The organism is Xanthomonas sp. JL1 (genome assembly GCF_038405005.1).
The window spans coordinates 1-13,824 of record NZ_JBBYGR010000014.1 but is presented as its reverse complement, the minus strand read 5'-3'; the positions used below and the strand labels follow the sequence as shown (position 1 = coordinate 13,824).

13 protein-coding genes are annotated in these 13,824 nt (G+C 65.1%); 6 read left to right on the top strand and 7 right to left on the bottom strand.

Features of this window, described 5'->3' with window-relative positions; translation table 11 throughout:
* Positions 1 to 2: 2 nt before the first annotated feature.
* On the bottom strand, positions 3 to 1,208 hold the full coding sequence (gene hutI, locus WJW29_RS03560) for an imidazolonepropionase (protein ID WP_011259060.1): 1,206 nt from the start codon (positions 1,206 to 1,208) through the stop codon (positions 3 to 5).
* A gap of 60 nt (positions 1,209 to 1,268) precedes the next feature.
* Between hutI and WJW29_RS03555 the strand changes: the two genes are divergently transcribed.
* Complete coding sequence (locus tag WJW29_RS03555) at positions 1,269 to 2,639, top strand: formimidoylglutamate deiminase (protein WP_041182138.1); 1,371 nt, start codon at positions 1,269 to 1,271, stop codon at positions 2,637 to 2,639.
* A gap of 356 nt (positions 2,640 to 2,995) precedes the next feature.
* Positions 2,996 to 3,700 carry a histidine utilization repressor gene (gene hutC / locus WJW29_RS03550; protein WP_011259058.1) on the top strand — a complete coding sequence of 235 codons (705 nt, stop codon included), beginning with the start codon at positions 2,996 to 2,998 and terminating at the stop codon, positions 3,698 to 3,700.
* A 156-nt stretch (positions 3,701 to 3,856) separates the two neighbouring features.
* On the opposite strand, the gene WJW29_RS03545 is transcribed toward hutC, so the two are convergent.
* The 3 genes from WJW29_RS03545 to WJW29_RS03535 form a co-directional block, all read right to left on the bottom strand.
* Positions 3,857 to 4,858: a restriction endonuclease gene (locus WJW29_RS03545; protein ID WP_027703736.1), complete on the bottom strand. Its 1,002-nt coding sequence runs from the start codon at positions 4,856 to 4,858 to the stop codon at positions 3,857 to 3,859.
* A 566-nt stretch (positions 4,859 to 5,424) separates the two neighbouring features.
* Complete coding sequence (locus WJW29_RS03540; RefSeq protein WP_011259056.1) at positions 5,425 to 5,988, bottom strand: phasin family protein; 564 nt, start codon at positions 5,986 to 5,988, stop codon at positions 5,425 to 5,427.
* A 161-nt stretch (positions 5,989 to 6,149) separates the two neighbouring features.
* Entirely contained in the window at positions 6,150 to 6,425 is a 276-nt protein-coding gene (locus tag WJW29_RS03535) for a polyhydroxyalkanoic acid system family protein (RefSeq protein WP_011259055.1), read from the bottom strand.
* Between the two features lie 240 nt (positions 6,426 to 6,665).
* Here WJW29_RS03535 and WJW29_RS03530 point away from each other — a divergent pair, with 240 nt between their 5' ends.
* Entirely contained in the window at positions 6,666 to 7,475 is an 810-nt protein-coding gene (locus tag WJW29_RS03530) for an FHA domain-containing protein (RefSeq protein WP_012444823.1), read from the top strand.
* Here WJW29_RS03530 and msrQ read toward each other — a convergent pair.
* Positions 7,417 to 8,073, bottom strand: coding sequence for a protein-methionine-sulfoxide reductase heme-binding subunit MsrQ (gene msrQ, locus WJW29_RS03525; RefSeq protein WP_011408583.1), 657 nt, complete (start codon positions 8,071 to 8,073; stop codon positions 7,417 to 7,419). The genes WJW29_RS03530 and msrQ overlap by 59 nt on opposite strands.
* A 299-nt stretch (positions 8,074 to 8,372) precedes the next feature.
* The gene (gene msrP, locus WJW29_RS03520; protein ID WP_011408582.1) at positions 8,373 to 9,341 is read right to left on the bottom strand and encodes a protein-methionine-sulfoxide reductase catalytic subunit MsrP; all 969 of its coding nucleotides are present in this window, start codon (positions 9,339 to 9,341) and stop codon (positions 8,373 to 8,375) included.
* A gap of 174 nt (positions 9,342 to 9,515) precedes the next feature.
* Between msrP and serC the strand changes: the two genes are divergently transcribed.
* The 3 genes from serC (at position 9,516) to aroA (ending at position 13,302) form a co-directional block, all read left to right on the top strand.
* The gene (gene serC, locus WJW29_RS03515; protein WP_011259052.1) at positions 9,516 to 10,601 is read left to right on the top strand and encodes a phosphoserine transaminase; all 1,086 of its coding nucleotides are present in this window, start codon (positions 9,516 to 9,518) and stop codon (positions 10,599 to 10,601) included.
* A gap of 48 nt (positions 10,602 to 10,649) precedes the next feature.
* Positions 10,650 to 11,858, top strand: a complete 1,209-nt coding sequence (gene pheA, locus WJW29_RS03510; protein ID WP_011259051.1) for a prephenate dehydratase — start codon at positions 10,650 to 10,652, stop codon at positions 11,856 to 11,858.
* A gap of 121 nt (positions 11,859 to 11,979) precedes the next feature.
* The gene (gene aroA, locus WJW29_RS03505; protein WP_011259050.1) at positions 11,980 to 13,302 is read left to right on the top strand and encodes a 3-phosphoshikimate 1-carboxyvinyltransferase; all 1,323 of its coding nucleotides are present in this window, start codon (positions 11,980 to 11,982) and stop codon (positions 13,300 to 13,302) included.
* 23 nt (positions 13,303 to 13,325) lie between these two features.
* Here aroA and WJW29_RS03500 read toward each other — a convergent pair.
* A partial coding sequence (locus tag WJW29_RS03500) for a transposase (protein WP_146764546.1) occupies positions 13,326 to 13,824 on the bottom strand: 499 nt, incomplete at its 5' end.

Genomic DNA, 13,824 nt, shown 5'->3' with positions numbered 1-13,824 from the left:
ATTCAGCAAAGATGCCCGCGCAACACGCGGGCATGAAGAGGGTTGAAGCCCATGCGGTAGACCAGATCGGCCGGCGCATCGATGTCCCAGATCGCCAGATCGCAGTCCATGCCGGCGCGCAACCGGCCCAGGCGCTCGCTGCGCCCGAGCGCGCGCGCAGCCTCGCGGGTGAAGCCGGCGATGCATTCGTCCACGGTCATGCGGAACAGCGTCGCCGCCATGTTCATCGCCAGCAGCGGGCTGGTCAGCGGCGAAGTGCCTGGGTTGCAGTCGGTGGCCAGCGCCAGTGGCACGCCGGCCGCGCGCAATGCGGCAATCGGCGGCACCTGGGTGTCGCGAGTGAAATAAAACGCGCCCGGCAACAGCACTGCCACCGTGCCGGCGCCAGCCATCGCTGCGATGCCGGCCTGGTCCAGGTATTCGATGTGATCGGCCGACAACGCGCCGTAGCGTGCAGCCAGTTCGGCACCGTGCTGATTGCTCAGCTGTTCGGCGTGGATCTTGATGTGCAAGCCATGCGCTTGCGCCGCGATGAAGACCTGTTCGGCCTGCGCGTGCGAGAACGCCAGATGCTCGCAGAATACGTCCACGGCCTCGGCCAGCCCTTGCGCGGCGATCGCCGGAATCATCTGCGTGCAGACCTGGTCGGTGTAGCGCTGCGCATCGCCGCCAGGCGGCACTGCATGTGCGCCGAGGAAGGTCGGCACCACTTCCACCTTGCGCAGCGCGGCGAGTTGGCGCGCCACGCGCAGTTGCTTGATTTCATCGTCCAGCGTGAGCCCGTAGCCGGATTTGATTTCCAGCGTGGTCACACCTTCGCCAAGCATCGCGTCCAGGCGCGGCAGGCTGGCGGCCAGCAGTGCCGCGTCGTCGGCGGCGCGGGTGGCGCGCACCGTCGCCACGATGCCACCGCCAGCTGCGGCGATGTCGGCGTAGCTGGCACCGCGCAGGCGTTGCTCGAATTCGTTGGCGCGATTGCCGGCGTACACCAGATGGGTATGGCAATCGATCAGACCCGGGCTGATCCAGCGACGCTGGCAGTCGTGCGTGGCGTGTGGCTGCAGTGCTGGTGCCTGTGCGGCCGGGCCGGCGTAGACGATGCGGCCCTGCTGGCAGGCGACGGTGCCGTCGTCCACGATGCCCAGGCCGCCGTCGGCGGCATCCAGGGTCATCAGTTGCGCGTTGTGCCAGAGAACGTCGCAATGCATGGCGCAGGCTCGTGGTGTCTGATATGTATATACAATAAGTTCGGCAATCGAGGGTGTCCAGTGGCTGACCAACAGATGCAGGTGTTCTGGGCCGCCCGGGCGTTGTTGCCCGACGGCTGGGCGAGCGGGGTGCGGGTCGCGGCAGAGCAGGGCCGCATCGCCTCGTTGCAGGCCGGTGCCACTGCTGCCCTGACCGACACGCGCTGCGACGTGCTGTTGCCGGGCTTGGGCAATCTGCACAGCCATGCCTTCCAGCGCGGCATGGCGGGGTTGACCGAAGTCGGCGGACGCAGCGGCGACAGCTTCTGGAGCTGGCGCGAGCTGATGTACCGCTTCGTCGACCGGCTCGATCCGGACAGCCTGCAGGCGATCGCCGAACAAGCGTATGTGGAAATGCTCGAAAGCGGCTTCACCCGCGTCGGCGAATTCCACTATCTGCACCACGCCGTGAGCGGTGCGCCGTACGCGCATGCCGGCGAAATGTCCGAGCGCATCGCCGCCGCGGCCGCCAACACCGGCATCGGTCTCAGCTTGTTGCCGGTGTTCTATGCGCATTCGGATTTCGGCGGTGCCGCTCCCAGCCCGGCGCAACGCCGCCTGATTCACGGCATCGATGGTTTCGCACGCCTGCTGGACGACTGCAGACACAGCCTGAAAGCGCTGCCGGATGCGGTGCTTGGGCTGGCGCCGCACAGCCTGCGTGCGGTCACCCCGCCGCAATTGGCGGCGTTGGTGCCGCTCACCGATGGCCCCATCCACATCCATATCGCCGAACAGCAACGTGAAGTGGATGCCTGCCTGGCCTGGTCCGGGCAGCGTCCGGTGCAGTGGCTGCTGGCCAACGCGCCGGTGGATGCGCGCTGGTGTCTGGTGCACGCCACGCACGTGGATGCGCACGAACTGCAGGCGATCGTCGCCAGCGGCGCGGTCGTCGGTCTGTGCCCGATCACCGAGGCGAATCTGGGCGACGGCGTGTTCCCGATGCGGGCATTTGCCGCGGCGGGCGGACGCTTCGGCGTGGGCTCGGATTCGAATGTGCTGATCGATGCAGCCGAAGAACTGCGCCTGCTCGAATACGGCCAGCGCCTGACGCTGCAGGCGCGCAATGTAGTGGCGCAGGGTGGAGTATCCAGCGGACGCTGGCTCTACGATCAGGCCGGCATTGGTGCCGCGCAGGCGTTGGGCGTTGCGCACACCGGCATCCGTCCCGGTGCCGCGGCTGATCTGGTCGAGTTGGACGCAGCGCATCCGGCCCTGCTGGCGCGCAACGACGACGCCTTGGTAGACAGCTGGCTGTTCGCCGCGCGTGGCTCGGCGGTACGCAATGTCTGGCGCGGCGGGCGCTGGGTGGTGCGCGATGGGCGGCATGCCGATCGCGCGCGTATTGCCACGCGGTTTGCTGCGGTGCTGCGCAGCCTGCTGGACACATGACATCGGCTAGCAAAATGTAGCGAGCAACGTCAGATTGATACCGATAGCGCAGAAGGATCGAGGTATGGGCCTTGTAACTGCCGATTCCGAGCCGCCGCCGCACCGGGCAGGCCCGCGCGTTGGTGTTCTCAGCTGCTATCAGCGGATGCGCGCACGATGCTCCCGCTGGAGCCGCTAAAAACGCTGCAGCGTCGTCGGGCAGCTGCATGCAGTGCCCTCATCAATGCAGGGTGTGCATGGTGCATGCCGCAACGTGCACACCGCGCACCCGCCCGACGATGCGGCCTTCCGATTGGATAGCCGCTCTTCCCGGAGACCCGAGCTTTGACCGCCCCCCCCCCATCGCGCCTGGCACCTTGCATCAGCGCATCCGCCAGGATCTGGAGCAACGCATCCATAGCGGCGACTGGCCGCCCGGGCACCGCGTGCCCCCCGAGCACGAGTTGATGGCGCAATACGGCTGTTCGCGCATGACCGTCAACAAGGTGCTCGGCTTGCTGGCCGATGCCGGCATGATCGAACGCCGTCGGCGCACCGGCTCGTTCGTGGCGCGTCAGCATCCGTATCTGGAACAGGTGGCGCTTTCGATTCCGGATATCGAAGTGGAAATGACCACGCGCGGCCACGTCTATCGTTTCGCGTTGTTGTCGCGGCAGCTGCGCAACGTCCGTCAGCGCGTGCCGCAGGAACGTGCGTTGGGCAGCACCGGCAAACTGCTGGCTTTGCAGAGCGTGCATCTGGCCGACGGCCGACCGTTTGCGCTAGAACAGCGGGTGATCGATATCACCACGGTTCCAGAGGCATTGGCGCAGCCGTTCACCGAGATGGCGCCGGGCAGCTGGCTGTTGCGCAACGTGCCATGGACGCGCGCCGAGCACCGCATCAGCGCGATCAGCGCCGACGCGGCGCAGGCCAGGCAGCTGCAGGCGGACGATGGCGCGGCCTGCCTGGTCATCGACCGTCACACCTGGCGTGGCGACCAGCCGGTCACCTACGTGCGCCAGATGTTTCTCGGCGGCTCGTACGATCTGGTGGCGCGGTTTGCGCCGGGAATGCGCTGAGATGATCTCGGCAGGCGCCGGGTGCGTCGTCGCAGCGCACATGTCGCTACCAACCATTAGCGGCGAGGTGGGAATCGCTGCATGCCAATGCATCCCTTGCGATTGCTGCGCATGCCTGCGCGCCATGACACCAAGACAGCAAGCAACGCGCCAGGATCAAATCGTAGTGCACTGACGCCAGCGCACCGGCTCCGCGACTCCCGGGCGTGGGTTGAGTTGCACGCGCACCGTGCGCAGGTAGGGATAGCGTTCCAGTTCTCGGCAGATCAGCGGCCATGCCGCGCTGTCTTCCACCGTGCGATCCACTACCAGCGTCTCCTTGGTCAGCCAGATGCCGCGCATCAGGCCAGGCGTCTGCGCCAACGCTTTGGACACCTCGCGCTGATAGCCCTGCATGGTGGCGGCATCCGGTTCTGCGCCGGCGGTCGGTGTGACTGGCGCGAGCGGCGTCGGTACGGCAGCAGGCGGCGGTGTCGGCTGCGCTGTCGTCGCGGAAGGCGTATTTGAAGCCACCGCTGCAGGAACCGGCGAGGACACCGCAGTGCGCGGTGCGGCCGGTGCCGGCGCTGGCGGGCGCAGTTCGAGTACCGCCATGACTGCCAGCGTGGCCAGCGCGGCACCGGCGATCACGCTCTGTTGGATCGCGCGGCGGCGGGCCGCACCGACCACGCCGGCTTCCACATCGCCGGGCAGATACGGTTTGAGCAGCGGCCATAGGCGCGCACCGTCCAGCACCTCGATCGATTGTTTTTCCGAGGCGGCGAGACCTTCGCGCTCCATGCGGCTTTCGGTGACCATCACGCCGCCGTTGGCGCCAGCCAGCCGCGCCATCGCGCCCAGCTCGTTCACCGCCGCCACGCCGATGCGATAACCGCGCCTGTGCTTGCAGGCCACCAGGCGGGTGCCATGCTCGGTTTGCATCATGAAATCGGCGCTGGGCAGGCCGTCCTGCGGCAACTGGGTCGGCTGCCATCCGCGTTGATCCTGCAGAACGCGCAATACCACGGCGGAAAAATCGCGCCAATGCATGGTGGACAACGCACGTACGCCTTCGTGCACTTCACTTGCGCGTCGTCGCACCAACCAGAGATAAGCACACACCGCCAGCCAGAGCAGCAGTGCAGCCAAAGGCGCCAAAATCCAGGAAGGCATAAGCATCAAGCAATGGCGCGTATAACGCGTCGTTGGTCTAGAAGAATCCTTCGCGAAAGATTCGTCAATGGATCACTGGCGGCGATATCGCGAGCCGTGATCCAGATAGCGAAAGACCCGCCAGTCCGAAGCCGTGAGGGGAGGGGAGCAAACGGACTTCGGAATGCAGGACTGGCGGGTCGTTCCCGATTTTCTGAAAAAACATGTTGCTTTGCAATATTGGGCGGCGGCGTGGCGTTGGAGAGCTAAGGCACTGATTCCAAAAGCCTGTATGAGGATTCGACTGGCATATGGACAGTGCCACACATCGCGCTGATCCAGCGCCACTGCGCCCACTGGTGCCTCGATGGCCGCGTGGCGCAACGATTCGGGCCAACGACGTTAAAGACTTTCGTTATCCAGGGTCGCCGGCTGCCCACAAGGCGCTGTGCAGGCAGGGTAGTTTTTCCAAGCGAGCCCGCGCTCAGCGCCCGTGCCCGGCTCGAAATACCTCCCGCGCGTCGGACATCCTGCCTTCACCGGCTCGGTAGAACCGCCCCACCAGACGGTGGCGCGGTTGCTTTTACCGTCGCTTATTCAGGGTCGAACGCACCGGGGTTGCCGGACGAGGTCGCCGCCCCCGCACCTGCACCGCTGGCACCCGGCGTCTCGCTGCCGGCTGCTTGCGCCGCCTGGTTGGCGGTGCGGTTGGCACGCTTGGTGGCGGCTGTGTTGGCACGCACCTGGGCCTTGAGCGATTCGACCTCGCGTCGCAGGTTTTCCAGCTCTTCCTGCTCAGGGATGTTGAGCGTGCGCAGTACGCCTTTGACGCGCTCGTCGAAGGCCTTGCCCAGCTTGTCCCAGCCGCGCATGGCGGTGTCGCGTGCTTGTTCGAACTGGGTTTCGACTTCTCCGCGCAATTCGTCAACGCTTTCGGCCGCCTTGCGCTGCCCGGTGCGTTCGTAGGCGGCGCCTTCGCGCACCAGTGAGTCGAACAGCTTGCCGCCTTCGCTCTGCACGCGGCCAAGCGCGCCCAGTCCGGCCAGCCACACGGTCTGAGCCGATTCGCCGAGCCGTCGCGAGATCTGTTCCGCCTGCGCCTGGAAGCCCTGGGCCGCGTTTTCGCGGTTACCGTTGTGATCGTATCCGGTCGTCATGCGATGCTCCTGTAGGTTGCCAAAGTGACGTTACCTTCACCCTAGTACCGGCCCTGCATCGGGCAGGTGAAGCGGTGCCCGATCAGGCGTGTTGCCAGCATCTACCCGCCAGTGCCAGGGCAGGTGACTTGGCGCTGAAGCAGCGCAGCGCCAAGCGTGGTTCAGGCCAATTTTTCGGCCAGCAAGCGGCGAATTTCCGATTCCACCATCGGCTGCATGGCCGACAGCAAGAAGCCCAGCTCGGCGGTGACGTGCACTTGCTGCGGCAGCAGCGCGATCGCCCCGTCCACGCCGGACCCCGCGATGCGCAAGGTGTCGCCTTCCCAGTGCGAGGCGATGCCGTAGCGATCGGTCAGCTTGCGCGCCGCCGCATCGATAGCCGCGCGGGCCTGGGCCGGCGTCAAGGAATGGTCGTGGCGGATATCGATGCTGGACATGGGGGCGATGGGTCGTGCGAAAAGTGAGGGCGCATTGTGCGCATGCGCGGGCCGGGCTCCAAGTGCGACCGTGGACCACGTTGCTGACGATGTCAGGAATGCGGGTTTATGCCGCGCGCCGGCGCTGCGTGCGCTCGGCCAGGCTGCATCGCGTTCCTGACGTGCGCTTGGCTGCGCCCCGGCACGCCCCGATCACCCGAGATGGCCGCGCGCGGGAACAAACCTGCTAGGCTGCAGCCGGTGCGCGACCTGCAAGTTCATTTCACCCACCGGCAGCAGCCGGATCATCCCCTCAAGCCCGGCGTCCACCGGATCGTCCGTCATGCCTCCGGCAGCGTGCGGGTGGTCGCCGATGCGCAGGGCGCGTTGCTGTTGGCGCAGTTCTGCCTGGACCAACGTGGCCTGTGGCTGCAGGTGGCCAACGGCATCCGCGGCATCCACGTCAATGGCCGACCGATACGTCGCATGGCGCTGCTACGCCCGGGCGATGCGATCTATGCCGATGGGGTGGAAATGCTGCTGCGCAGTGCGCCCTCCACTGCGCCGTCCGACGATATCCAGGAAGACACGGCCGGCTTGAGCGAAGTCTGCCTGCTGCTGCGCGGTGTGGGCGGTCGTCATCACGGGCGTAGCTTCACCCTGGATCGCTCGCGTCTGGTCGGCAGCGATGCCGCCGCCGATATCGTTATCGACGACCCCGCGTTTGCTGCGCAGCACGCGCGGTTGGAGCGTCATGGCGACCGTGTGCTGATCCGCGATCTGGGTTCGGAAGAAGGCAGCTGGATCAATGGCGTGCAGGTGCGCGATGGCTGGCTGCAGGCCGGCGATCAGGTCGTGTTCGACGCGCGCCACCGGTTCGTGGTGGAAGTACCGCGTACCCACCACAGCACCACCTGGGATCTGCCCGACACAGAGCCGATGCCACCGCCGCGTGCCGTTGCCGAGCTGACGCGCGTGCCGGTGAAGGTCGCCAGTTGGCCCTGGCTGCTGCTCAGCGCGGTGTTGCTTGCGGCGGCGCTGAGCGCCTTGCTTTGGTTCGGCGCGCGCTGAGTTTTTTCCAGGCGCGCCAGCCCAGTAACACCGCAAGTATGCCGGCATACAGCGCCGGCTCGCGGATGTCGGACTTCACCAACCACCAGAAATGCAGCACCGCCAGCAGGCCGATCGGGTAGATCAGCATGTGCACGCGGCCCCAGTTGCGCTTGAGCCGACGCATCCAGCCCTGGGTGGAGGTAATCGCCAGCGGCATCAGCAGCAGCCATGCCGCAAATCCCACCGTGATGTAGGGGCGTTTAAGGATCTCTTCGAAAATCTGCGTCCAGAAGCCGCGCAGGTCCAACGTGAGATAAGCCGCCAGGTGCACGGTGGCATAGAAGAACGCGTACAGGCCCAGCATCCGGCGGAAGCGGATCAATACGGCCTGTCCGGTCAGTTGGCGCAATGGGGTGATTGCCAGCGTGATCAGCAGGAAACGCAGCGCCCACAGCCCGGTGCGATGCTCGATCTCGGCCACCGGGTCGGCGCCCAGGGCGTCGCTACCGCTCTGCCATACCTGCCAGAACTGCCAGCCGAGCAGGGCGATCGGCGCCAGCGCGGCAGCATGCACCAGCGTCTTGGCAACGATCACGGAAGTGGATGTCTTGGCCATGCGATCTCGTCAATGAAAGCGGTTTTGCGGAAGATGGTTGCGTGGCTGCGTGTAACGCACATCAGCCTCGCAGCGGTGATACAGGTGCCTGGCTCGGTGGATACCCGGCAATGCGTTGCGGACAGGCATGTCCTGCGCGATCAGGCTCTGCAACTCGCTAACCCAGAACGCTGGCGCTGCCATTACACATCATGCTTGGTAGGAGCCCGCTGGCGCGCGATGAGGCGCTACGTAGAACGCCCGGTCGCGCGCCAGCGCGCTCTTGCAGTGATGCAAGCTCGCATGGATCGAGCCATCGCCTAGAACCACTTTTTCAGATCCATGCCCGCGTACAACGAAGCGACCTGATCGGCGTACCCGTTGAAGGGTTTGGTCGCGATACGCTCGGCGAACAGTTTGCTGGCCGTGCCGGCGATGCGGCGCTCGGTCTTCTGACTCCAGCGCGGGTGGTCCACCGCCGGATTGACGTTGGAAAAGAAGCCGTATTCGGACGGTTGCAGATCGTGCCAGGCGGTTTCGGGCATTTTTTCGACGAAGCGGATTTCCACGATCGACTTGATGCTCTTGAAGCCATATTTCCACGGCACGACCAGCCGCAACGGCGCGCCGTTCTGCTGCGGTAGCGGCTTGCCGTACAGGCCGGTGGCCAGCAGGGTCAGTGGGTGCATCGCCTCGTCGATGCGCAGGCCTTCACGGTACGGCCAGTTGATCGAGCGGTAGCGCACGCCGGGCATCTGTTGTGGGTCGGCCAGCGTGGTGAACGCGACGTACTTGGCCTTGGAGGTCGGCGCGAAGCGCTTGAGCACCTCGGCCAACGGCACGCCCGTCCACGGGATCACCATCGACCAGCCTTCCACGCAGCGCAGCCGATAAATGCGTTCCTCCGGCGTGATGTCCTTGAGCAGTTCGTCCAGCGACAGGCTGCCCGGTTTCTCGCACTCGCCGCTCACCTTCACCGTCCACGGCGAGAGCTTCAATGTCTTGGCGGCCTTGGACGGATCGGTCTTGTCGGTACCGAACTCGTAGAAGTTGTTGTAGCTGGTGACGTCTTCCAGCCGGGTCAACTCCTCAGCCGTGCGAAACCCACTGCGCGCCTGCGCCGGCGTCACCACGGTCTTGGGCGGAGGCGGCGGATCGGCCTCGGCACACCCCGCCACGCCCAGCGCCGGGGTCAACGCCACTACCTGCAGCAGCCGGCGACGGTCGCGATAAACGGCCTCATCTGTGATCTGGCTGGACGGCAATTTGAAAGCATCGCGAAACGACATGGCAGGCTCCGGCGGTGGCTGCAACGTGAGAGTAACGAACCGGAAAAAAGTTCGCTTTGATGCACGCCTACGTTACGTCAGGCTCAGTCAGAAGGATGCAGCTGCAACTTCTTTGCCCGCTGCCAAGCCCGATGCGCTGCGGCATACTAGGAGGCTAGCTCGACAAGGTGTGCCATGACACGCGCGTTCAATTTCAGTGCCGGCCCTGCGACATTGCCGGAATCGGTCCTGCGGCAGGCGCAGGCGGAGATGGTCGAGTGGAACGGCGTTGGCGCCTCGATCGTGGAAATCAGCCACCGCAGCGCCGATTTCATGGCGGTGGCGGCGGCCGCCGAAGCCGATCTGCGCAGTTTGTTGTCGATTCCCGACGACTACGCAGTGATGTTCACCGCCGGTGGCGCCACCACCATCCAGGCGCTGCTGCCGCTGAACTTCGCGGCGCCCGGCCAGGCGGCCGACTACGTCATCACCGGGCATTGGGGCAAGACCGCGATCAAGCAGGCGTCCCCCTATGTGGATGCGCGTATCGCCGCCGACGCCGAGACCGGCGGCTTTCTCGACATCCCGCCGGCGGCCAGCTGGACCTTGTCGCCGCACTCGGCCTATGTGCACATCACCGCCAACGAAACCATTCATGGCGTTGAGTTCCGCGATACGCCAGAGGTGGGCACGTTGCCGTTGTTTGCCGACTTCAGTTCGTCGATCGCCTCCGAGCCGCTGGATATCTCGCGCTATGGCCTGATCTACGCCGGTGCACAAAAGAATCTTGGTCCGGTCGGCATTTCGGTGGTGATCGTGCGGCGCGATCTGCTGGAACGTGCCGGGCAACCGCGCGCGGACATCTTCAATTACGCCTCGCACGTCGCGCGCGATTCGATGCTCAACACCCCGCCGACCTGGAACTGGTATCTGCTCGGGCTCACCGTGAAGTGGATGCTGGAGCAGGGCGGAGTGCAGGAATTCGCGCGCCGCAATGCCGAGAAGGCCGCGCTGGTGTATGGCGCCATCGATGGCGCCGGCGGCTTCTATCGCAACCTGATCACGCCGGCGGTGCGTTCGCGCATGAACATTCCTTTCTTTCTGCCGGACGAGCAGCTGGATGCGTTGTTCGTCAGCGAATCCAAGGCGGCCGGGCTGCTCGCGTTGAAGGGCCACAAGGCCGTCGGCGGCATTCGCGCCTCGCTGTACAACGCGATGCCGCTGGCTGGCGCGCAAGCGCTTGCGAACTTCATGCACGACTTCCAGCAGCGCCACGGCTGAATCTTCATTGACCTGCGGCGTCTGCCGCCATTTTAGGAATGCCCAGCGATGGCTCCCAAGTCCAACAGGCCCACGTCCGCCACTGGCGGCAAAAGCAAGCCAGCGAGAAAATCCGCGGGCGCTTCAGTCAGTAAGCAGGCAAAGACGTCTGCCGACACCTCTGCGATCAAGACAGCGGCGCCGGTGCTGGCTGATGTGCGTGCCAAGATCGACGAGATCGACCGCAACATCCAGGCGCTGATCGCCGAGCGCGCCAACTTTGCGCATCAGGTCGGCAAGGCCAAGGGCAAGCTTGCGGCGGCGGTGGATTACTACCGCCCCGAGCGCGAGGCGCAGGTGCTGCGCATGGTAGTGGACCGCAATGAAGGCCCACTCAGCGACGAAGTGCTGGTGCACGTCTACCGCGAAATCATGTCCGCGTGCCTAGCCCAGCAGGAGCCGCTGAAGATCGGTTACCTCGGCCCGGAAGGCACCTTCAGCCAGCAGGCGGTGCTCAAGCATTTCGGCCGCTCGGCGGTGGGGTTGCCGATGGCCACCATCGAAGAAGTGTTTCAGGAAGTGGAAGCCGGGAATGCCGACTTCGGCGTGGTGCCTGTGGAAAATTCCGGGCAGGGCACCATCCAGGTCACCCTGGACATGTTCCTGACCTCCAACCTGAAAATCTGCGGCGAAGTCGAGCTGCGCGTGCATCAGTATCTGCTCTCGCGCAACGGCCGGCTGGAAGACATCGAACGCATCTACGCGCATTCGCAATCGTTCGCACAGACCGCCGGCTGGCTGCGTTCGCACCTGCCCAATGTGGAGAAGATCGCCGTTTCCAGCAATGCCGAAGGCGCACGCCGCGCACGCAATGCAGAAGATGCGGCAGCCATCGGCGGCGAAAGCGCCGCGCATGTGTATGGCTTGAAGAAAGTCATCATGAAGTCGATTGAGGACGACGACGACAACACCACGCGCTTTTTGGTGATCGGGCGGCAGATCTTCCCCTCCTCCGGGCACGACCGCACCTCGGTGCTGGTATTTATTCACGACAAGCCGGGCGCGTTGTTCGACGTGCTCAGCCCGTTCGCGCGCCACGGCATCAGCATGAACCGCATCGAGTCGCGGCCCTCGCATCAGGACAAGTGGGAGTACGGCTTCTTCATCGATCTGGTCGGCCATGTCGAAGACGATGCGATGAAGCAGGCGCTGGCCGAACTGAAAGCGCATGCGGCACAGATCAAGGTGCTAGGGTCGTATCCGGTGGCCATTCCCTAGGCATCGACGCTCGATACGACAGTCACCGCTGGCGCGCCGCCATCTTGATGATGGCAGCGCCGCAACCTTCTTCAAAGCGCATCGCCAGCGTTGGCGATGTCGCCGCCATCGGATCACATGCATGAGTAGCAACACGCACCATTGGATCGCCCGACGCGGCACCGCATTGCAGGGCAGCCTGGCCATTCCGGGCGACAAATCGGTCTCGCACCGCGCGGTGATGTTCGCCGCGCTTGCCGACGGCGTTTCGCAGATCGACGGCTTTCTCGAAGGCGAAGACACGCGCTCCACTGCGGCCATCTTCGCCAAGCTCGGTGTGCGCATCGAGACGCCGTCGGCGTCGCAGCGCATCGTGCACGGCGTGGGAGTGGATGGACTGCAGCCGCCGACCGGAGCGCTGGATTGCGGGAATGCCGGCACCGGCATGCGCCTGTTGGCCGGCTTGCTGGCCGCGCAGCGCTTCGACAGCGTGCTGGTGGGCGACGAGTCGTTGTCCAAGCGGCCAATGCGGCGCGTGACCGGTCCGCTGGCGCAGATGGGCGCACGGATCGACACGCAGGACGACGGTACCCCGCCATTGCGCGTGCACGGTGGGCAGGCGTTGCATGGCATCGACTTCGTCTCGCCGGTTGCCAGTGCGCAGGTCAAGTCTGCGGTGCTGCTGGCGGGTCTCTATGCGCAAGGTGAGACATCGGTAACCGAGCCGCATCCCACCCGCGATTACAGCGAACGCATGTTGTCGGCGTTCGGCGTGGACATCGATTTTTCGCCGGGTAGCGCACGTTTGCGCGGCGGGCAGCGTCTGCGCGCGACCGATATCGCGGTCCCTGCGGATTTTTCGTCGGCAGCGTTCTTTATCGTGGCCGCCAGCATCGTTCCCGACTCGGAGGTCGTGCTGCGGGCGGTTGGCTTGAACCCGCGTCGCACCGGGCTGCTGGCCGCGTTGCGCCTGATGGGGGCGGATATCAGCGAAGAGAATCATGCCGAACATGGCGGCGAGCCGGTCGCCGATCTACGCGTGCGTTACGCGCCGTTGCGCGGCGCGCAGATTCCCGAAGCGCTGGTGCCGGACATGATCGATGAGTTTCCTGCCTTGTTCGTGGCTGCGACCGCGGCGAGCGGGCAGACCGTGGTCACCGGCGCTGCCGAATTGCGGGTCAAGGAATCTGATCGCCTGGCAGCCATGGCTACCGGCCTGCGCACGCTTGGCGTGCAGGTCGACGAAACGCCGGATGGTGCCACCATCCACGGCGGCAGCATCGGCAGCGGCGTGATCGAAAGCCATGGCGACCACCGCATTGCGATGGCATTCGCTATTGCCGGCCAACTGTCTAGCGGCAGCGTGCGGGTCAACGATGTGGCCAACGTGGCGACGTCGTTTCCGGGCTTCGACACCCTGGCGCAAGGCGCGGGATTTGGGCTGGAAGCGGCTGAGAGCGGCTAATAAGTCGCCCCTGAAAAACCCTCTCAAACACCAAATGCCATGTTTGCCGGCCACATGATGCTTGAGCGCGTTGAGGAACGCGCCCGCACCACCTGCAACCAGGCACGCAAAAAGGCGATCCAGCGCAGCAGCCACCGCAGGTTGTCGCCAGCGGCGCAGCCGAGCACGTGCAGTGCATCGCCTTGGGCGCCTTTGAGATGGCAGCGATTCAAGCGGCAGTCCTGTTTCAGATGTCCGATCACCGGCTCAACTGCTTGCCGTCGTTTGATCCAGCGCCATTGCCGTCGTGTCAGCGTCTTGGCTTTGCCCCGATGCAGGATCTGCACACCCTCCACGTCGCGCCCGCGATACCCCAGATCCACAATCGCCACCTGCGGGATCACATCCACATCCTGCAGCAGCCCGCGCGCCTGTTCCAGTTGCTCGGCCAACGTATCGCCGTCGTAGGGATTGCCGGGAAAACTGCGCGCGCCCACGATCAAGCCCTTGCGCGCACTCACCGCAATGCCGACCTTGACGCCA

What these genes read in the sequence shown, in the direction of transcription:
- hutI (WP_011259060.1), bottom strand. Translation starts at nt 1,208, where the DNA reads ATGCATTGCGACGTTCTCTGGCACAACGCGCAACTGATGACCCTGGAT.
- WJW29_RS03545 (WP_027703736.1), bottom strand. Translation starts at nt 4,858, where the DNA reads ATGCTTATGCCTTCCTGGATTTTGGCGCCTTTGGCTGCACTGCTGCTC.
- WJW29_RS03540 (WP_011259056.1), bottom strand. Translation starts at nt 5,988, where the DNA reads ATGACGACCGGATACGATCACAACGGTAACCGCGAAAACGCGGCCCAG.
- WJW29_RS03535 (WP_011259055.1), bottom strand. Translation starts at nt 6,425, where the DNA reads ATGTCCAGCATCGATATCCGCCACGACCATTCCTTGACGCCGGCCCAG.
- msrQ (WP_011408583.1), bottom strand. Translation starts at nt 8,073, where the DNA reads ATGGCCAAGACATCCACTTCCGTGATCGTTGCCAAGACGCTGGTGCAT.
- msrP (WP_011408582.1), bottom strand. Translation starts at nt 9,341, where the DNA reads ATGTCGTTTCGCGATGCTTTCAAATTGCCGTCCAGCCAGATCACAGAT.
- serC (WP_011259052.1), top strand. Translation starts at nt 9,516, where the DNA reads ATGACACGCGCGTTCAATTTCAGTGCCGGCCCTGCGACATTGCCGGAA.
- pheA (WP_011259051.1), top strand. Translation starts at nt 10,650, where the DNA reads ATGGCTCCCAAGTCCAACAGGCCCACGTCCGCCACTGGCGGCAAAAGC.
- aroA (WP_011259050.1), top strand. Translation starts at nt 11,980, where the DNA reads ATGAGTAGCAACACGCACCATTGGATCGCCCGACGCGGCACCGCATTG.